This window comes from Lysobacter stagni (genome assembly GCF_030053425.1).
Lineage (GTDB): Bacteria > Pseudomonadota > Gammaproteobacteria > Xanthomonadales > Xanthomonadaceae > Lysobacter_J > Lysobacter_J stagni.
This window is the reverse complement of record NZ_JASGBI010000001.1, coordinates 1946562-1964409: the sequence shown is the minus strand read 5'-3', so window position 1 is coordinate 1964409 and position 17848 is coordinate 1946562. Positions and strand designations below refer to the sequence as shown.

Below are 17848 nucleotides of genomic sequence, written 5' to 3'. Positions count from 1 at the left end.
CGGACCATTGGCTGCGAATGCCAGCCGACTATGCCACGAGAGGGCCAGGGGCGCGCGTGCCGGGCGCCGACCCGGGCGACACGCATCGCCCGGGCCGCCCCGCCGCTCAGCTGCTGGGATGCAGCGACTCCACCTGCTTCAGCCGCTTGAGGGCATCGGCCTGCTTGAGCAGTCCGTAATTGATCCCGGCTGCGTTGAGCGAGCTGCCCGCCTGGTACGGGTAATCCGTGAAGTCGGAGAAGAATGCCTTGATCGCGCCCATCACCGGCACGATCAACCACATCTGCCGTGCAAGGAAATCCACCGCGCCTCCACCTTCGTCCTGCCCCCGTTCGTACGGGTCCATGCGCAGGTTGGCGATCAGCGCCCAATTGGTGACGGTTCGCGAACCGGTGGCGATGTTGCCGTGCGACTGCATCGCGAAACTCAGCTTCCAGTCCTGGAACCGCAACGCGTTGAGGTTGCCGCCCTGGTCGAAATAGAAGATCGCGTCGCGAGGTCCCTTCTGCTCCTTGCCCTGGAAGTACGGCATGAAGTTGAAGCCATCCAGCTTCACCTTGAACTTCTTCTTGTTGAACGTGGCGCCCTTGGCCAGTTGTTCCTTGACGTCCGGAACGCCCGCGGCCGCGCATAACGTCGGGAACATGTCGATCAGCGAGATCGGATCGTTGACCACCGTACCCGGCTTGATCACGCCCGGCCAGCGGATCGCCATGGGGATGCGAAATCCGCCTTCCCAGGTCGAGCCTTTCTCACCGCGGAACATGGTCATCGCGCCATCGGGCCACAACGCGATCTCCGCGCCGTTGTCGGTGGTGTAGACGACGATGGTGTTGTCGTCGATGTCCAGTTCGTCGAGCAGGTCCAGCAACTGGCCGACGTGGCCGTCGTGCTCGACCATGCCGTCGGCGTGCAGCCCCTTGCCACTCTTGCCCACCGATTCCTTCTTCAGGTGGGTGAAGATGTGCATGCGCGTGGTGTTGAACCACACGAAGAACGGCTGCTCCGCCTTGACGCTCTTCTTGATGAACTTCTGCGCGGCACCGAGGAATTCCTCATCCACGGTCGGCATGCGCTTGGTATTCAGCGGGCCGGTGTCCTCGATCTTGCCACCCGCGTATGAGTGGATCACGCCACGCGGACCGTACTTCTTCCGGAACTTCGGATCCTTGGGATAGAAATAGCCCTCGGGTTCTTCCTCGGCGTTGAGGTGGTAGAGGTTGCCGAAGAACTCGTCGAATCCATGATTGGTCGGCAGGTGCTGATCCTGATCGCCCAGATGATTTTTCCCGAACTGGCCGGTCGCATAGCCTTGCGACTTCATCACGTCGGCAATCGTCGGCATCCAGTCGGCGATGCCATGCGGGTCGCCCGGCATGCCGATGGTCAACAGACCGGTGCGGAACGGTTCCTGCCCCAGGATGAAGGATGCGCGCCCCGCTGTGCAGCTCTGCTGGCCGTATGAATCGGTGAACATCGCGCCTTCATTGGCGATGCGATCGATGTTCGGTGTCTGGTAACCCATCAGCCCGCGCGTGTAGAAGCTGATCTGCGGGATGCCGATGTCGTCGCCGAAGATGACCAGGATGTTCGGCTTGCTCGATGAGCCAGTTTGCGATGTGCCGCGCCCGCTTTTCGCGGGGGCCTTCTTCTGTGCCATGACGATCTCCCGGGGGTGGAGGTGCGCCCACCCGCGCGGCGGGCCTGATGGATTCTTCACGCGGCCCGTTGCGCCAGCGTGAAGTCCTGCATCGCCATGTCGTTCAGCATCCGCGCTCTGCTTCTGGAACGAAAAAGGCCGCGCAGTGCGCGGCCTTTTCGTGTCACGGAAACGCAACGATCAGCGCTTGTCGATCGCCACGTACGCGCGGTCTTCCGGGCCGACGTAGTTCGCGCTCGGGCGGATGATCTTGCCGTCCTCGCGCTGTTCGATCACGTGCGCGCTCCAACCGGTGGTGCGTGCGATGACGAACAGCGGCGTGAACATCGGCGTCGGGATGCCCATCATGTGGTAGGCCGATGCGCTGTACCAGTCGAGGTTGGGGAACATCTTCTTGGTGTCCATCATCAGGTTCTCGATGCGCTCGGACACGTCGAACAGCGTCTGGTTTCCGCCGTCGGCGCACAGCTTGCGCGAGAGTTCCTTGATGATCGGGTTGCGCGGATCGCCGATGGTGTACACCGGGTGGCCGAAGCCGATGATGATTTCCTTGCGCTCCATGCGTGCGCGGATGTCGGCTTCGGCTTCGTCGGCCGTGCCGTAGCGCGCGATGATGTCCATCGCCACTTCGTTCGCGCCGCCGTGCTTCGGGCCGCGCAGCGCGCCGATGGCGCCGGTGATGCACGAATGCAGGTCCGAACCGGTACCGGCGATCACGCGCGCGGTGAAGGTGGACGCGTTGAACTCGTGCTCGGCGTAGAGGATGAGGGACTTGTCGAGCGAGTCGGCGTGCAGCTGCGACGGCTCTTCGCCGTGCAGCAGGTGCAGGAAGTGCGCGGCGACGGAATCGTCGTCGGTCTCCACGTCGATGCGGCGACCGTTGCGGGTGAAGTGCCACCAGTACAGCAGCATCGAGCCGAAGCTGGCGACCAGCTTGTCGGCGATGTCGCGCGCTTCCGAGGCAGGATGGCCTTCGCGCTCGGGCAGCACCGTACCCAGCACGGAGCAGCCGGTGCGCAGCACGTCCATCGGATGCGCGTTGGCGGGCACCAGCTCCAGCGCCTCGGACACGATCGCCGGCAGGCCGCGCAGGCGCTTGAGCTTGGCCTTGTAGGCCTTCAGCTGCGAAACGGTCGGCAACGCGCCGTGCACGAGCAGGTGGGCGACTTCCTCGAACGTCGACTTGGTCGCCAGGTCGTGGATGTCGTAGCCGCGGTAGTGCAGGTCGTTGCCGCTGCGACCCACGGTGCACAGCGCGGTGTTGCCCGCCGCGGTGCCGCTGAGCGCGACGGATTTCTTGGCCTTGGGCAGGACCGGGTTGGTGTCGGACATTTGGGTGTTCCTCCTCGTGCTTGGCGTGGCGGCGCGGGCTTGTCCGGTGCCGCCGGGGTGCGACGTTGTCAGGATTACAGGGTGGCAGCAGGGGATTGGCCTGACTGCGACGGGCAGGTCGCAGACGACCGTGGCGGGCCAGTATCGCGCTCGCCGCGGTCGAAAGGCGGACGGACGCGCCGGCGGAGATGGGGACAGGGGGACTTTACGGGAAGGCCCTGTACGCTCCGTCGGCCGACCTTTTCCACGCTTATTTCCCGCGCGCGAACAAGGCGTCGAGCTTGTCCTCGTACGCGTGGTAGCCCAGGAAGTCGTACAGGTCGGCACGCGATTGCAGCGTGTCGATGATGTTCTTCTGCGTGCCTTCGCGGCGCACGGTCTCGTAGAAGTTCAACGCGGCCTTGTTCATCGCGCGGTACGCACCGCAGCAGTACAGGGCGATGTCCACGTTCGCCTCGCGCAGCTCGTCGGTGGTGAAGAACGGCGTCGAGCCGAACTCGGTGAGGTTGGCCAGGATCGGCACCTTCACCGCGGCCTTGAAACGGCGGTAGTCGTCCAGCGTCTTCATCGCCTCGGGGAAGATCATGTCGGCGCCCGCTTCCACGTAGGCCACGGCACGCTCGATGGCGGCGTCGACGCCTTCGGTCGCGGCGGCGTCGGTGCGCGCCATGATCACGAAGCCGGCGTCGGTGCGCGCGTCCACGGCGGCCTTGATGCGATCGACCATTTCGCTGGTCGGCACCACTTCCTTACCGGGGCGGTGACCGCAACGCTTCTGGCCGACCTGGTCTTCCATGTGCACGGCGGCGACGCCGACGTTGATGAAGGAACGCACTGTGCGCGCGATGTTGAATGCGCCGCCCCAGCCGGTGTCGATGTCCACCAGCAACGGCATCTGGGTGGCGTCGACGATGCGACGCGCATCGGTGAGCACGTCTTCCATCGTGCTGATGCCCAGGTCCGGGATTCCCAGCGAATTGGCGGCAACGCCGCCGCCGGACAGGTACAGCGCCTTGTAACCCACCCGCTTGGCCATCAGGCCGGCGTAGGCGGTGATGGCACCCATCACCTGGAGGGGCGTTTCCTCGGAAATCGCGGCGCGGAAACGGGCGCCGTTGGAAGCGGAACTCATTGGGGGAACTCCTGTGTGCGGCGGCCGCCAATCTGGCACCATCCCACTGGTTGATCAATCTTGATCGTCCCAATCAATCTGTTCCCGCACGATGACCGACGACCTGCTTTCCGCCCGCGACACCTGCCGCCTTCTGGGCATCAGCCGGGCCACGCTGTATGCCTATGTCAGCCGCGGTCTGCTGGAGTCGCGCCCGGGCCCCGACCACCGTAGCCGCCTGTATCTGCGCCAGGACGTGGAGCGGCTGGCAGAGCGTCAGCGCGTGGGTCGCGGGGCGGCGCGGGGCGCGGCGCAGAGCCTGGACCGTGGTCTGCCGGTGCTGGAGACGCGCATCTCGCTGATCCGCCCGGACGGCCCCTACTACCGCGGCCACTCGGCCATCGCGCAGCTGCGTGCCGGGGCGAGCCTGGAAGACGTGGCGCGTCTGCTGTGGGACTGCGGCGCCGACGACCCCTTCGCAATGCCGGTGCCCGCCTGGCCGGACACGGTCGCTGCCCTCGCCAGCGATGCGCGCCTGCCGCCGCTGGAGCGGACGATGGCGGCGATCCCGTTGCTCGCGCTGCAGGAACGCCATTCGTTCAACTCGGCGCCCCAGATCCGCCACCGCGTCGCGGCGACGCTGCTGCGCCAGAACGCCGCGCTGCTGGTCGCGCAGCCGCCCTCCATCGATCCCGTGCATCGTGTGCTCGCGCGGACGTGGCGGCCGGACGATGCCGCCTTCGAGGATCTGGTGCGCTCCGCGCTGGTGCTGTGCGCGGACCACGAACTCAATGTGTCGGCCTTCGCCGCGCGCGTGGTGGCCTCGACCGGTGCGCACCTGCACGCGACGGTGTGCAGCGGACTGGCGGCGCTGTCCGGACCACGCCACGGCGGCGCCACCGCACGCGCGTACGCACTCATCGCCGAAGCGATGCAGGCGACGTCACCGCGCGATTCGATCGCCGCACGTTGGCAGCGCGGCGACGATCTGCCCGGTTTCCGCCATGCGCTGTATCCGCATGGCGACCCGCGCGCGGCAGAACTGCTGCAACGCCTGCGCACGCACATGCCCGACCGGGCGATGCTGGAGAAACTCGACAGCATCGTCGAGGTGACGGACGAGATCAGCGGCCAGCGTCCGAACATCGACTTCATGTTGGCCGCCATCTGCCACGCCTACGCCTTGCCCGCGACACCGGCACTGGTGATGTTCGCGGCGGGTCGTCTGGCCGGCTGGCTGGCGCACGCGCTGGAACAACAGGCGCACGGCGGCCTGATCCGGCCGCGCGCGCGGTATGCGGGGGTGCAGCCGCCGACGCAGGAATAGCGCGCGGCGGGCCTTCCTCACCACGTTCGCCCTGAGCGTAGGTGCGCAGCGCCGACTCCACTTCGTTACGCTCAGGGCGAACGGGGTTGGTCCCTTGGCTGCCTGTCGCTGCGCCTCTCAGCGGGAGAGAGCAAATCCGGTCAGCCGCCGATATCCGGCCCGCGCTCCAGCGCGCGCTTCACTTCCTCCAGCGCGCCGGGATCGTCGAGCGTGGACAGGTCGCCCGGGTCGCGGCTTTCGGCCAGCGCCTGCAGCGAGCGTCGCAACAGCTTGCCCGAGCGCGTCTTCGGCAACGCGTTGACCACGTACACGCGTGCCGGGCGCGCCACCGCGCCGAGCTGTTCGACCACGCGTTGCTGCACGCGCGCGGCCGCCTGCGCCGGCGATTCGCCCTGCGCACTGGCCTTGAGCGTGGCGAACACCACCGGCACCTGCCCCTTCAACTCGTCGTGCACGCCGATGACGGCCGCTTCCGCCACGCCTGGATACGTGGAGCACGACTCCTCGATCTCGCGCGTGCCCAGGCGATGGCCGGCGACGTTGATGACGTCGTCCGTGCGGCCGAGGATGAAGGTGTAACCATCTTCGTCGCGGATCGCCCAGTCCAGCGAGCTGTACACCAGTTCCTTGAAGTGGCTGAAGTAACTGGACAGGAAACGCGCGTCGTCGCGCCATACCGTCGTCAGGCAACCGGGCGGCAACGGGGGCTCGATCACCAGCACGCCCTTCCGTCCGGCCGGGACGTCCTCGCCGGTGTTGTCGTCGATCACGCGCAGCTTGTAGCCGGGCGTGGGCAATCCGGGCGAACCGAACTTCACCGGCTTCAGTTCCAGTCCCGGCATCAACGACAACACAGGCCAGCCCGTTTCCGTCTGCCAGTAGTTGTCGATGATGGTCTTGCCGATGCCGTCGGTGATCCATTGCGCGGTCGGCTCATCCAGCGGTTCGCCCGCAAGGAAGAGCCATCGCAGCTTCGACAGATCGTGTTTGCCCAGCCACGACGCATCCTGCTTCTTCAATACGCGGATGCCGGTGGGCGAGGAGAACATCGTGCGCACGCCATAGCGCTCGCAGATGCCCCACCACACGGCGGGATCCGGATTCGTCGGCAACCCCTCGTACAGCACCGAGGTGGCGCCGGCGATGAGCGGGCCGTACACGTTGTACGAATGCCCCACCGCCCAGCCCACGTCGGACGTGGAGAACATCACCTGCCCCGCGCGCAAGTCGTAGATGGACCACATCGACAGCGCGAGTGCGACCGCGTAACCGCCGACATCGCGCTGCACGCCCTTGGGCTTGCCCGTGGTGCCGGAGGTGTAGAGCAGGTAGCTGGGCTCGTTCGATTCCAGCCATTCGACCGCGACTTCCGCGCCGTCGTACTGCGCACGCAGCGTGGCGTAGTCGACATCGCGACTGGCCACCACCGAATGCTGCGGGTCCAGTCCGCGTCCCACCACCAGCACGTGTGGCGGTGGCGTCGTCGCTTCCTCGCAGGCGGCATCCACCAGCGGTTTGTACGGAATCACCTTTCCGCCGCGCACGCCGGCGTCGGCGCAGATGAGCAGCTTCGGTTGTGCATCGTCGATGCGCAGCGCGAGGTTGTGCGCCGCGAAGCCGCCGAACACCACCGAGTGCACGGCACCGATGCGCGCGCAGGCGAGCATCGCGAACACCGCCTCGGCCATGTTGGGCATGTAGATCACGACGCGATCGCCGCGACCGACGTTGAGCGATCGCAACACCGCCGCGAACGTGCTCACCTCGCGATGCAGTTCGCGGTAGGTAACCTCGCGCGTGACGTTGGTTTCCGACGAGATGGCGACCAGCGCGAGCTGATCGGCGCGTTCGCCCAGGTGGCGGTCGACCGCGTTGAAGCAGAGGTTGGTCTCTCCACCGACGAACCACTTGCGGAACGGTGGGTTGGAGTACTCGAGGATCTTCTCCGGCGGCTTGTGCCAGTGGATCGCCGTCGCCTGTTCGCCCCAGAACTCCTCGGGTTGTTCGATCGAACGGCGGTAGAACTCTTCGTAACCCATCAGCGGACTCCACAATCTGCGTGCCCATGCAGCATAGGACGACGCCTGCGCGCCATCCTTCCGACCATGGTCGAACGCCGGGCCGCTGGCGCCGGTCAGATCAACGACTTGGCGCTGCGCAGCACCTGATCGCAGGCCTTGCGCCGAAGCTTGCTGGAAATTGTCGTCATGTTCAGCGTCTTGCCGTCGCTGCCGGTGAGGACACCCTGCTCGCCCTTCTTGTAGTCGTCGCCCTGCCCTGGCACCTTGGCCAGCAGCTTGTCCTTCACGCCCGATGCGGCATCGGCGCTGAGGTAGTTGTTCTTCAGGCAGTACTGCAACGTGCCGGCGACGTTGCCGGTGACGCTCGAATCCAGGCTGGGCAGGCCGGGCAGCGCGGAACCGCCCGTGATGCCCTTCAGGTCGACCTGCGCCGCCGCGACGCCGCTCACCAGGCACAGCGACAACAACGCAATCCGGATTCCCATGGCGCTTCTCCTCGGAGGCTCGAGGCACCATAACGACAACGGTGTTCAGCCAGGATCAAACCGACCCGGCACCAACCGCCTGAAAAAGGAAACGCCGGCGCGGGGCCGGCGTTCCAGTCACTGCATTCGCGCTGGCGAATCAGCCCAGCAGGTGCGCCACGCCCGAACGCTCTTCTTCCAACTCGGCCAGCGTCTTGTCGATGGCCTTCTGGCTGAAGTCGTCGACCGGCAGATCCTTGACCATCGTGTACTCGCCGTCCTTCGTGGTGACGGCGAAACCGAACATCACGTCCTTCGGAATGCCGTAGCTGCCATCCGACGGAATGCCCATCGTCACCCACTTGCCGTTGCTGCCCAGCACCCAGTCGCGGATGTGGTCGATGGCAGCGTTGGCGGCCGAAGCGGCCGACGACAGACCGCGCGCTTCGATGATCGCCGCGCCGCGCTTGCCCACCTTCGGGATGAACTCGTTCGCGTTCCAGTCGGCGTCGTTGATCTTGTCCTTCAGCGACTGGCCGTTGACCGTGGCGAAGCGGTAGTCCGGGTACATGGTCGGGCTGTGGTTGCCCCACACGACCAGCTTGTCGATGTCGCCCACGGCCACGCCGGCCTTGTTGGCCAGCTGCGACAGCGCGCGGTTGTGGTCCAGGCGCAGCATCGCGGTGAAGTTCGCAGCCTTCAGGTCCGGCGCCGACTTCATGGCGATGTAGGCATTGGTGTTGGCCGGGTTGCCGACGACCAGCACCTTCACGTTGCGCGAAGCGACCTTGTTCAGCGCGGCGCCCTGGGCGGTGAAGATCTTGGCGTTCTCGAGCAGCAGGTCCTTGCGCTCCATGCCCGGGCCGCGCGGACGCGCGCCGACCAGCAGGGCGATGTCGGCGTCCTTGAACGCGACTTCGGCGTCATCGGTGCCGACCATGCCGGCCAGCAACGGGAACGCGCAGTCTTCCAGCTCCATCATCACGCCCTTGAGCGCGGCCTGGGCCTTCTCCATCGGCAGTTCGAGCATCTGCAGGATGACGGGCTGGTCCTTGCCGAGCATTTCGCCGGAAGCGATGCGGAACAGCAGCGAGTAGCCGATCTGGCCGGCAGCACCGGTGACGGCAACGCGGACGGGGGTCTTCATGTCTAACTCCTGGACGAAAAAACGGGGCGACGCGCGCCCCGCAATGGATTACGAAAGTTCGGCGAAGAATTCCTGGAACCGCTGCAGGCCCGGCGCCAGCTGCGGCGTCGGACAGGTGTAGCTGATGCGCAGCGCGCGCGGCTCACCGAAGGCAGAGCCCGGCACGCACGCCACGCCCTTGGCTTCGAGCAGCGCGTTGCAGAAGTCGACGTCGTTGCCGATCTTCGTGCCCGACGGCGTGTGCGTCTTGCCGAAGGCGACGCTGATGTCCGGGAACACGTAGAACGCACCCTGCGGACGCGGGCACACCACGCCCGGGATGGCATTCATCACCGCCATCACCTGGTCGCGCTTGGCCTGGAATTCGGCGCAGCGCTGCGTGGGCACATCCTGCGGACCGTTGAGCGCGGCGATGGCCGCGGCGCAGACGATTTCCGGCACGTTGGTGATGTGGTTGGAGTTCATCGTCACCAGCGCCTGCGCGACGGCTTCCGGACCGGCCATGAAGCCCACGCGCCAACCCGGCATGCCGTAGGTCTTGGACAGCGAGTCGAGGAAGATCACGCGGTCCTTCAGTTCCGGACGGGCGTGCACGAAGTTGTGGTAGCCCAGGCCGTCGAACACCATGCGGTTATAGATGTCGTCGGTGATGATCCAGGTGTCCGGATACTTCGCCACGACATCGGCCAGCGCGTCGATCTCTTCCTTCGTGTACACCATGCCCGTCGGGTTGGACGGGTTGTTGAACAGGAACACCTTCGGCTTCTTGGCCAGCGCGGCCTCGAGCTGCGCGGGCTTGAGCTTGTAGTCCTGTTCCGGCGGGCACGGCAGCAGGTCGATCTTCGCGCCGACGATCTCGGCGATGTCGAGGTAGCTGGTCCAGTACGGCGTCGGGAAGGCGATGGTGTCGCCTTCGTCGAGCAGCGCCTCGGCCAGGTTGTAGATGACGTGCTTGGCGCCGATGCCGGTGGCGCAGTTGACGCGGCCGTAGCCGGTCAGGCCGATTTTCGCCATGTGTTCGACGAAGGCATCGAGCAGCGCGTCGGGACCGCGATTGCTGCCGTACTGGCCGCTGTCTTTCGCCAACGCATCGCGCGCGGCGGCGTAGACATGCTCGCCGGGCAGGAAGTTGGGAACACCGATCGAGAAACTGATGATGTCGCGGCCTTCGGCCTTGAGCCGCTTGGCCTTCTCGGCAACCTGCATGATCGCGCTGGGCTTGGCGCGACCGATGCGCCGGGCAAGCTGGGGCATCGCGGGAACCTCTTGGGATTCGATGTGGGGTGCGCCCGGGCCTCGAAAACCGCTGGCCATCGAGCCCCGGAATGTTAACACGCACCGCCCGCGAGCCTCGCCGCCAGCAACGAAAACGCCCGCCCCGGCAAGCCGGTGCGGGCGTCCTTGTCGCGAGGCTTCGCCGGAGGTCACACAGGCCCCTTTAGTAAGGGGCTGCGCGGCAGCGCGGGGAATTGGAAGCGGTGGCGCGGGGCCCGAAGTTTGCGTCAGCAAATTCGGGGGTCACCGGCACTGGCCGGTTATCGCGCGTCGAGCGTCTTGTTCCACTCGGCGACGCGGTCGGCCTTGGCGGCCACGGCGGCATCGGCGTCGCCCTCGATGGTCACGGCCTTGATCTTGTCGCCCTGCTTCACGCTGTCGACGATGTCCTGGCCCTGGATCACCTTGCCGAACACGGTGTGCTTGCCGTCCAGCCACGGGCACGGCACGTGGGTGATGAAGAACTGGCTGCCGTTGGTGCCCGGGCCGGCGTTGGCCATCGACAGCACGCCGCGCTCATGGCTCAGGCCGGTGCGGGTCTCGTCCTCGAAGCGGTAGCCCGGGCCGCCGGTGCCGGTGCCCTGGGGGCAGCCGCCCTGGATCATGAAATCGTTGATGACGCGGTGGAAGCTGAGCCCGTTGTAGAAGCCGCGCTGGGCCAGGTTCACGAAGTTGGCGACGGTCAGCGGCGCCTTGTCGGCGGCGAGTTCGACGCGGATGGTGCCGCGGTCGGTGTCGAAGTTGGCGATCAGGCTCATTTCCGTCTCTCCTGGACGTTGGGTAGTGGGGAGGAATTCCCGCGTTCGTCGGCCCACATGGCGGCTCCGGGGGCGATCCACAAGGGCCCGCAACGGGCGTTCAGCTGAACAGGGCGAACCTGTCACGGGACAGGTATACTGTCAGGCTTCCTTTTCCGAACGAGCGCCGTTCTGGCGCCCTGCTCTCATGTCCGCTTCCCAGTCCGTAGAACGCCTGCGCAACATCGCCATCGTCGCCCATGTCGACCATGGCAAGACCACGCTTGTCGACCAGCTGCTCAAGCAGTCCGGCACGCTGAACGAACGCGCCGTCGTCCCGGACCGCGTGATGGACAGCAACGACATCGAAAAGGAACGTGGCATCACGATCCTTTCGAAGAACACCGCCATCCGCTGGACCAACCCGACCACGGGCGAGACCTGGCGCATCAACATCGTCGACACCCCGGGCCACGCCGACTTCGGCGGTGAGGTCGAGCGCGTGCTGTCGATGGTCGACTCGGTGCTGATCCTGGTCGACGCGATGGACGGCCCGATGCCGCAGACGCGCTTCGTCACGCAGAAGGCCTTCGCGATGGGCTTCAAGCCGATCGTCGTGGTCAACAAGGTCGACCGCCCGGGCGCGCGCGCCAGCTGGGTGCTGGACCAGACCTTCGACCTGTTCGACCGCCTGGGCGCGACCGACGACCAGCTGGACTTCACCACCGTCTATGCCTCGGGCCTGCAGGGCTACGCCGGCATGACCGAGGACGTCCGCGGCGGCGACATGACCCCGTTGTTCGAGGCCATCTGCAACCACGTGCCCGCCCCGCCGGTCGATCCGGAAGGCCCGTTCCAGATGCGCGTCACCTCGCTGGACTACAACAACTACGTCGGCATCATCGGCGTGGGCCGCATCCAGCGCGGCAAGGTCAAGACCAACCAGCAGGTCACCGTGATCGCGCCGGACGGCAAGACCCGTAACGCCAAGGTGCTGCAGGTGCTCGGCTTCATGGGCCTTGAGCGCGTGGAAGTGGGCGAGGCGCAGGCCGGCGACATCATCGCTTTCTCGGGCATCGAGGGCCTGGGCATCTCCGACACGCTGTGCGACCCGTCCGCGGTCGAGCAGCTGCCGGTGCTGACCGTCGACGAGCCCACCATCTCGATGACCTTCCAGGTGAACGACTCGCCGTTCGCCGGTGTGAAGGACCGCAGCGGCGGCAAGTTCCTGACCTCGCGCCAGCTGCGCGACCGCCTGACCCGCGAGACGCAGCACAACGTCGCGCTGAAGGTCGAGGACACGCAGGACGCCGACAAGTTCAAGGTCTCCGGCCGCGGTGAGCTGCACCTGTCGATCCTGATCGAGAACATGCGCCGCGAAGGCTACGAGCTGGCCGTGTCGCGTCCGGAAGTGATCATCAAGGAAATCGACGGCGTCATGCAGGAGCCGTACGAGTCGCTCGTCGTCGACATGGAAGAGCAGTTCCAGGGTGGCGTGATGGGCCGCCTGGGCGAGCGCAAGGCGCTGCTGCAGAACATGGAACCCGACGGCAAGGGCCGCGTGCGCCTGGATTACATCATCCCGGCGCGTGGCCTGATCGGCTTCCAGACCGAGTTCCGCACGCTCACCGCCGGCACCGGCCTGCTGTTCCACGTCTTCGATCATTACGGTCCGAAGGCCGAAGGCTCGATCGGCCAGCGCATCAACGGCGTGCTGATCTCCAACGGCACCGGCCCGTCGCCGGCGTATGCGCAGGCGGCAATGCAGGAACGCGGCCGTCTGTTCATCGAGCCGGGCGAGGAAATCTACGAGGGTCAGATCCTGGGTATCAACGCCAAGGACAACGACCTCACCGTCAACGCCCTGCGCGGCAAGCAGCTGACCAACTTCCGCGCCGCCGGCAAGGACGATGACGAAGGCCTGATCCCGCCGATCAAGTTCTCGCTGGAGCAGGCGCTGGAATTCATCGACGACGACGAACTGGTCGAAGTCACGCCGAAGGCGATCCGTCTGCGCAAGAAGCTGCGCACCGAAACGGATCGCAAGCGCGCGTCGCGTGCGGCCTGATCCAGCGGAAACCATTGGGGGCGGCGAACGGTCAGAGCTCTCCATGACCGACGCCCCCCATTACAACCCCGACCCGCACGCCCATCCGGGCCTGCATGTCATCGCGATCTTCGAAGCAGCCAAGGGCGTGCTGGCGCTGTTTGCCGCCAGCGGCCTGGAGCTGCTCGGCCCCGCGCCGCTACTGCGCTGGGTCAACGAACTCACGCAGCGCTTCCAGCTCGATCCGAACCAGGGCGCACTGGGCTGGCTGTCCAACACCATCAACCCTGACAGCGTCCATCTGGCCGCGGCGGTGGTGTTCGCGTACGGCATCCTGCGCCTGGTGGAAGCCTGGGGCCTGTGGCGGGCGAAGGCCTGGGCCTCGTGGCTGGGCTGCATCAGCGCGGCCATCTACCTCCCGCTGGATATCTACGCATTGTTCCGGCATCCGGGCTGGATGTCCGTCGGCGTCCTGCTGATCAATTTGATCGTCGTCGCAGTGCTGGCACGCGACCTGGTCAAGCGGCGGCACTGATCCGCCGCCACGAAGCTGAATGACGTATGCTCCGGTGAGCCATCCGCGACCGGGGAATCGCAATGCGCTCTTTGCTCTTGAAGTCGTTGCCGCTGGCGACGCTGCTCGTGTTGTTGTCTGCATGCCAGCGCACCGCCACACCGGGTGCGGCCATTGCCGCGCCCTCTGCCGCCAAGGAACCGAAGGCCGCTACCCAGGAGAACGCGCAGTTCGCGTTCGCCGAGGTCGGCATCGATGAACTCCAGGCCCGTATGGGTCGCGGCGAGCTCACCAGCCATGCGCTGACGCAGGCCTATCTGACGCGCATCGCCTCGCTCGACGATGCCGGCCCGCACCTCAATGCGGTCATCCAGACCAATCCCGATGCGCTGAAGGAAGCCGACGCCCGCGATGCGGAGCGCAAGGCCGGTCGCGTGCGCGGCCCGCTGCACGGCGTACCGATCCTGTTGAAGGACAACATCGACGCTACGCCGATGGCCAACTCGGCCGGCTCGCTGGCGCTGGCTTCGCACCATCCGCGCACCGACGCCTTCCTGGTCGCACGCCTGCGCGATGCGGGCGCGGTGATCCTGGGCAAGACCAACCTCAGCGAGTGGGCCAACTTCCGCTCCTCGCGCTCGAGCTCCGGCTGGAGCGCGCGCGGCGGGCAGACGCTCAACCCGTACGCGCTGGACCGGTCGCCCTGCGGTTCCAGCTCCGGCAGCGGCAGCGCCACGGCCGCCAGCCTGGCCGCCGCCTCCATCGGCACGGAGACCGACGGCAGCATCATCTGCCCGTCGTCCGTCGCGGGTCTGGTGGGCATCAAGCCGACGGTTGGCCTGGTGAGCCGCAACGGCATCATCCCGATCTCGTACAGCCAGGACACCGCTGGCCCGATGGCACGCAGCGTCGCCGACGCGGCGATCCTGCTGTCGGCCATCGTCGGCCGCGACGACGGCGACCCGGTCACTGCGGAAAGCACCGGTCGCGCCATCTTCGACTACCACGCACGCCTCAACCGCGATGGCCTGCGTGGCGCGCGCATCGGCGTATTGCGCAAGTCGATGGGCTTCCATCCCGGCGCCGACGCCGCGATGGAACGCAGCCTGGAAGCGATGCGCCAGGCCGGCGCGGAAGTGATCGACGTCGAACTGCCGACCGACGGCCAGTGGAACGATGCGGAGATGGACGTGCTGCTGTACGAGTTCAAGCACGGCGTGAATGCCTATCTCTCGCGCAGCGGCGCGCCGGTGAATTCGCTGGCAGGGCTGATCGAGTACAACCGCCGCAACGCCAAGACCGAAATGCCGTTCTTCGCGCAGGAGCTGTTCGAGCGCGCCGAAGCCAAGGGCACGCTGGACGAGATCGCCTACATCGAAGCGCGCAGCAAGGCTCGCCGCCTCGCCGGCGCCGAAGGACTGGAAGCGCTGGTGGCTGCCTCGAAGCTGGACGCGATCGTCGCGCCTGCGACCGCGCCCGCATGGCTGATCGACCCGCTGAGCGGCGATCACTTCCTCGGCGAAGGCTACGGCCCGGCCGCGGTGGCCGGCACGCCCAGCATCACGGTCCCGATGGGCGACTACTTCGGCCTGCCGATGGGCATCGTCTTCATGGGGCCTGCATGGAGCGAACCACGCCTGATCGAACTGGCGTTCGCGTTCGAACAGAAGACGCATGCGCGCAAGCCGCCGAAGTTCCTGGCAACGGCATCGCTGGGAGCGAGCAAAGGGTGATGTCGGCCCGTCAGCTCGCGTCCCGGCGCGGGCTGCACTCCAGTGGACTGCTGGCGGCCGCGGCCGCCTCGATTGCCGGGCTGATCCTGGGCGGCTCGTCGCTTGAGTTCGAATTCCCGGGCGGCCTGCCCGCAGGCAACGCGCTGGCCGCCGTCGCCCTGTGCGCGATGGCCGGCGCAGCGGTCGTACTGACCCGAAGGAAATCGTGGACGCGCGCGGTGTCGTGGTGCGCGCTTGCAGCGGCACTCGCCTGGCTGCCCGCCTCGATCCTGCTGGCCGGCAATCTCCACCTCGTGTTCGGCAATGGCCGCGGCGATGCGTGGATCGCACTGACCCTGGCCACGGCGGCGCTGGTGGTGGGCACGTTGGTGCTGGCCCTGACCGCCACGGCGTGGCGCTTCCTGAAACGAAAAAGGCCCGCCTGAGCGGGCCTTGTTGCGACAACACGCGTCAGGCTGGTGCGGCGATCTGCGCCTGCTTGCGCACGATCAGCATTGCGATCTCCAGCGCCTGTTCGTAGTTCAGGCGCGGATCGACCGTGGACTTGTACGCGCGTTCCAGATCGCTCTCGGTGAGTTCACGCGCGCCGCCGAGGCATTCGGTGACATCCTCACCCGTGAGTTCCAGATGCGCGCCGCCCAGGCGCGTACCCGCCGCGGCATGCAGTTCGAATGCCTGCTCCAGCTCGCTGCGGATGTTGCGGAAGCGGCGGGTCTTGTAGCCGTTGCTGGTGCTCTCGGTGTTGCCATGCATCGGATCGCAGACCCACAGCACGCGGCGACCGTCGCGGCGCACTGCATCCAGCAACGGCGGCAGCTTCTCGGCGATGCCGCTGGCGCCCATGCGGTGGATGAACGTCAGGCGGCCCGGCTCGTCCTCGGGGTTGAGCAGATCGATCGTGCGCAGCAACTGGTCCGGCGTCACCGACGGCCCCACCTTCAACGCGATCGGGTTGCGGATGCCGCGGAAGTACTCCGCGTGCGCACCGTCGACCTGCGCCGTGCGCATGCCGATCCACGGGTAATGCGTGCTCAGGTTGAACCAGCCCCAGTGACGCGGCACCTGGCGCGTGAGCGATTCCTCGTACGGCAGCAGCAGGGCTTCGTGCGAGGTGTAGAAGTCGACGCGGTTGAGGTTGTGCACCTCGCTGCCGGACAGCGTTTCCATGAAGCGCACGGCGTCGCCGATGGCGTTGACCATGCGGCGGTACTCATCGGCGAGCGGCGAGTGACCGACCCAGCTGAGGTTCCAGTATTCGGGGTGATGCAGGTCGGCGAAACCGCCGTCGATCAACGCGCGGACGAAGTTCATCGTCATCGCCGAACGAGCATGCGCCTTGATCATGCGACGCGGATCGGGCGTGCGCGCTTCCCGCGTGAACTCCGGCGCGTTGACCATGTCGCCGCGGTAGCTGGGCAGCGTGGTGTCGCCGATCGTCTCGCTGTCGGCCGAGCGCGGCTTGGCGTACTGCCCGGCGAAGCGACCCACGCGCACCACCGGCTTGCGCAGCCCATGCACGAGCACCAGGCTCATCTGCAACAGCACCTTGAGCCGGTTGGAGATCACGTCGGAGGTGCAGCCCGAGAACGTCTCCGCACAGTCGCCGCCCTGCAGAAGGAAGCGCTTGCCTTCCTGGGCCTCGGCCAGCTGCTGCTTGAGCGAGAGGATCTCCCACGACGTCACCAGCGGCGGCAGCGTGCGCAGCTCGCCCAGCGCGACGTCCAGCGCCTGCGCATCGGGATACTGCGGCAACTGCATCGCGGTGCGGTTGCGCCAGGACTGGGGCGACCAGTCGGCGGGCAGGTTCACGGCGCGGAGGGAGCGATCTGGCGTGGGCATGACACGATGCTGCGATGCGGCGAACCACTATGGGCGCTCGCTCGGCACGCTGCAACCGTTACAGCGGCAACCGAGCCGGGCCGCCTGGGTCGGGTCCGGGATACCGGTGCAAACGCACTTAGCGGCGGCGGAAGGCCGCGTAACCGGCCCAGATCGCCAGCAGGACGAACCAGACCAGGCTCCAGGCCGGCATGGACAGGCCAAGGAAGGTCCAGTCCACGTCGCCGCAGTTGCCGGTGGCGGTCATCACCTTGCGCACGACGTCCCAGGTGCCCATCGTCTCGCGCATGAACGAGAGCGGCGCGCCGCAGGAGGTCATGCCGGGCGGCTGCATCTGCACCCAGACGTGACGGCCGGCAACGCTGATGCCGGCGAGCGAGGCAATCAGCGCCACGGCACCGTACGCGCGCCGTCCGCCCGGACGCTTCGGCCCGTGCAACGCGCCCAAGAGGAAGACCAGGCCCAGCGCCGCGAACGCGACGCGCTGGAAGATGCACAGATTGCACGGCTCCAGACCGTCGTGCAGTTGCAGGTAGATCGCGTACGCGAGCAATCCTGCACACGCCAGGAAGCCAAGGAAGAACTGCAGGCGGAACGAAGCGCGCGTGAGGATGGTCGTCATGGGCGGCAAGCTTAACGGC

The 17848-nt window shown here is 66.6% G+C and carries 15 protein-coding genes; 5 read left to right on the top strand and 10 right to left on the bottom strand.

The window, feature by feature from the left end; genetic code table 11:
- Nucleotides 1-106 precede the first annotated feature (106 nt).
- The 3 genes from QLQ15_RS09055 to prpB all read right to left on the bottom strand — a co-directional run bounded on the left by QLQ15_RS09055 (nt 107) and on the right by prpB (nt 4124).
- Entirely contained in the window at nt 107-1660 is a 1554-nt protein-coding gene (locus tag QLQ15_RS09055; protein WP_283212467.1) for an arylsulfatase, read from the bottom strand.
- A 180-nt stretch (nt 1661-1840) separates the two neighbouring features.
- Nucleotides 1841-2992 carry a bifunctional 2-methylcitrate synthase/citrate synthase gene (gene prpC / locus QLQ15_RS09050; RefSeq protein ID WP_283212466.1) on the bottom strand — a complete coding sequence of 384 codons (1152 nt, stop codon included), beginning with the start codon at nt 2990-2992 and terminating at the stop codon, nt 1841-1843.
- A 250-nt stretch (nt 2993-3242) separates the two neighbouring features.
- A complete protein-coding gene (gene prpB / locus QLQ15_RS09045) occupies nt 3243-4124 on the bottom strand; it encodes a methylisocitrate lyase (RefSeq protein WP_283212465.1) in 882 nt (293 codons plus the stop codon).
- A gap of 91 nt (nt 4125-4215) precedes the next feature.
- On the opposite strand from prpB, the gene QLQ15_RS09040 reads away from it, so the two are divergent.
- The gene (locus QLQ15_RS09040) at nt 4216-5430 is read left to right on the top strand and encodes a citrate synthase family protein (protein ID WP_283212464.1); all 1215 of its coding nucleotides are present in this window, start codon (nt 4216-4218) and stop codon (nt 5428-5430) included.
- Between the two features lie 140 nt (nt 5431-5570).
- On the opposite strand, the gene prpE is transcribed toward QLQ15_RS09040, so the two are convergent.
- The 5 genes from prpE to QLQ15_RS09015 form a co-directional block, all read right to left on the bottom strand.
- Complete coding sequence (gene prpE / locus QLQ15_RS09035) at nt 5571-7568, bottom strand: propionate--CoA ligase (protein WP_283213980.1); 1998 nt, start codon at nt 7566-7568, stop codon at nt 5571-5573.
- Nucleotides 7565-7936 carry a DUF2501 domain-containing protein gene (locus QLQ15_RS09030; protein ID WP_283212463.1) on the bottom strand — a complete coding sequence of 124 codons (372 nt, stop codon included), beginning with the start codon at nt 7934-7936 and terminating at the stop codon, nt 7565-7567. Before QLQ15_RS09030 ends, prpE begins: the two co-directional genes overlap by 4 nt.
- Before the next feature lie 139 nt (nt 7937-8075).
- Complete coding sequence (locus QLQ15_RS09025) at nt 8076-9062, bottom strand: malate dehydrogenase (RefSeq protein WP_283212462.1); 987 nt, start codon at nt 9060-9062, stop codon at nt 8076-8078.
- Nucleotides 9063-9110: 48 nt separating this feature from the next.
- Nucleotides 9111-10316, bottom strand: coding sequence for a pyridoxal phosphate-dependent aminotransferase (locus tag QLQ15_RS09020; RefSeq protein WP_283212461.1), 1206 nt, complete (start codon nt 10314-10316; stop codon nt 9111-9113).
- 281 nt (nt 10317-10597) lie between these two features.
- On the bottom strand, nt 10598-11095 hold the full coding sequence (locus tag QLQ15_RS09015; protein ID WP_283212460.1) for a peptidylprolyl isomerase: 498 nt from the start codon (nt 11093-11095) through the stop codon (nt 10598-10600).
- A 187-nt stretch (nt 11096-11282) separates the two neighbouring features.
- Here QLQ15_RS09015 and typA point away from each other — a divergent pair, with 187 nt between their 5' ends.
- The 4 genes from typA to QLQ15_RS08995 all read left to right on the top strand — a co-directional run bounded on the left by typA (nt 11283) and on the right by QLQ15_RS08995 (nt 15793).
- Entirely contained in the window at nt 11283-13142 is a 1860-nt protein-coding gene (typA, locus tag QLQ15_RS09010) for a translational GTPase TypA (protein WP_283212459.1), read from the top strand.
- Between the two features lie 43 nt (nt 13143-13185).
- Nucleotides 13186-13656 carry a DUF2127 domain-containing protein gene (locus QLQ15_RS09005; RefSeq protein ID WP_283212458.1) on the top strand — a complete coding sequence of 157 codons (471 nt, stop codon included), beginning with the start codon at nt 13186-13188 and terminating at the stop codon, nt 13654-13656.
- Between the two features lie 62 nt (nt 13657-13718).
- Nucleotides 13719-15368 (top strand): amidase, encoded by a 1650-nt coding sequence (locus tag QLQ15_RS09000; protein ID WP_283212457.1) that lies wholly within the window; start codon nt 13719-13721, stop codon nt 15366-15368.
- The gene (locus QLQ15_RS08995) at nt 15368-15793 is read left to right on the top strand and encodes a hypothetical protein (RefSeq protein WP_283212456.1); all 426 of its coding nucleotides are present in this window, start codon (nt 15368-15370) and stop codon (nt 15791-15793) included. Before QLQ15_RS09000 ends, QLQ15_RS08995 begins: the two co-directional genes overlap by 1 nt.
- A 25-nt stretch (nt 15794-15818) precedes the next feature.
- Here QLQ15_RS08995 and QLQ15_RS08990 read toward each other — a convergent pair whose 3' ends face one another.
- Both QLQ15_RS08990 and QLQ15_RS08985 read right to left on the bottom strand, forming a co-directional pair.
- Nucleotides 15819-17207: a class II 3-deoxy-7-phosphoheptulonate synthase gene (locus QLQ15_RS08990; protein ID WP_283212455.1), complete on the bottom strand. Its 1389-nt coding sequence runs from the start codon at nt 17205-17207 to the stop codon at nt 15819-15821.
- A gap of 118 nt (nt 17208-17325) precedes the next feature.
- Nucleotides 17326-17829, bottom strand: coding sequence for a disulfide bond formation protein B (locus QLQ15_RS08985; RefSeq protein WP_283212454.1), 504 nt, complete (start codon nt 17827-17829; stop codon nt 17326-17328).
- Nucleotides 17830-17848: the final 19 nt, after the last annotated feature.

Excerpts from the sequence above, each read along its gene's own strand:
- QLQ15_RS09055 (WP_283212467.1), bottom strand. The coding sequence starts at position 1,660 with ATGGCACAGAAGAAGGCCCCCGCGAAAAGCGGGCGCGGCACATCGCAA.
- prpC (WP_283212466.1), bottom strand. The coding sequence starts at position 2,992 with ATGTCCGACACCAACCCGGTCCTGCCCAAGGCCAAGAAATCCGTCGCG.
- prpB (WP_283212465.1), bottom strand. The coding sequence starts at position 4,124 with ATGAGTTCCGCTTCCAACGGCGCCCGTTTCCGCGCCGCGATTTCCGAG.
- QLQ15_RS09040 (WP_283212464.1), top strand. The coding sequence starts at position 4,216 with ATGACCGACGACCTGCTTTCCGCCCGCGACACCTGCCGCCTTCTGGGC.
- QLQ15_RS09030 (WP_283212463.1), bottom strand. The coding sequence starts at position 7,936 with ATGGGAATCCGGATTGCGTTGTTGTCGCTGTGCCTGGTGAGCGGCGTC.
- QLQ15_RS09025 (WP_283212462.1), bottom strand. The coding sequence starts at position 9,062 with ATGAAGACCCCCGTCCGCGTTGCCGTCACCGGTGCTGCCGGCCAGATC.
- QLQ15_RS09020 (WP_283212461.1), bottom strand. The coding sequence starts at position 10,316 with ATGCCCCAGCTTGCCCGGCGCATCGGTCGCGCCAAGCCCAGCGCGATC.
- QLQ15_RS09015 (WP_283212460.1), bottom strand. The coding sequence starts at position 11,095 with ATGAGCCTGATCGCCAACTTCGACACCGACCGCGGCACCATCCGCGTC.
- typA (WP_283212459.1), top strand. The coding sequence starts at position 11,283 with ATGTCCGCTTCCCAGTCCGTAGAACGCCTGCGCAACATCGCCATCGTC.
- QLQ15_RS09005 (WP_283212458.1), top strand. The coding sequence starts at position 13,186 with ATGACCGACGCCCCCCATTACAACCCCGACCCGCACGCCCATCCGGGC.
- QLQ15_RS09000 (WP_283212457.1), top strand. The coding sequence starts at position 13,719 with ATGCGCTCTTTGCTCTTGAAGTCGTTGCCGCTGGCGACGCTGCTCGTG.
- QLQ15_RS08995 (WP_283212456.1), top strand. The coding sequence starts at position 15,368 with ATGTCGGCCCGTCAGCTCGCGTCCCGGCGCGGGCTGCACTCCAGTGGA.
- QLQ15_RS08990 (WP_283212455.1), bottom strand. The coding sequence starts at position 17,207 with ATGCCCACGCCAGATCGCTCCCTCCGCGCCGTGAACCTGCCCGCCGAC.
- QLQ15_RS08985 (WP_283212454.1), bottom strand. The coding sequence starts at position 17,829 with ATGACGACCATCCTCACGCGCGCTTCGTTCCGCCTGCAGTTCTTCCTT.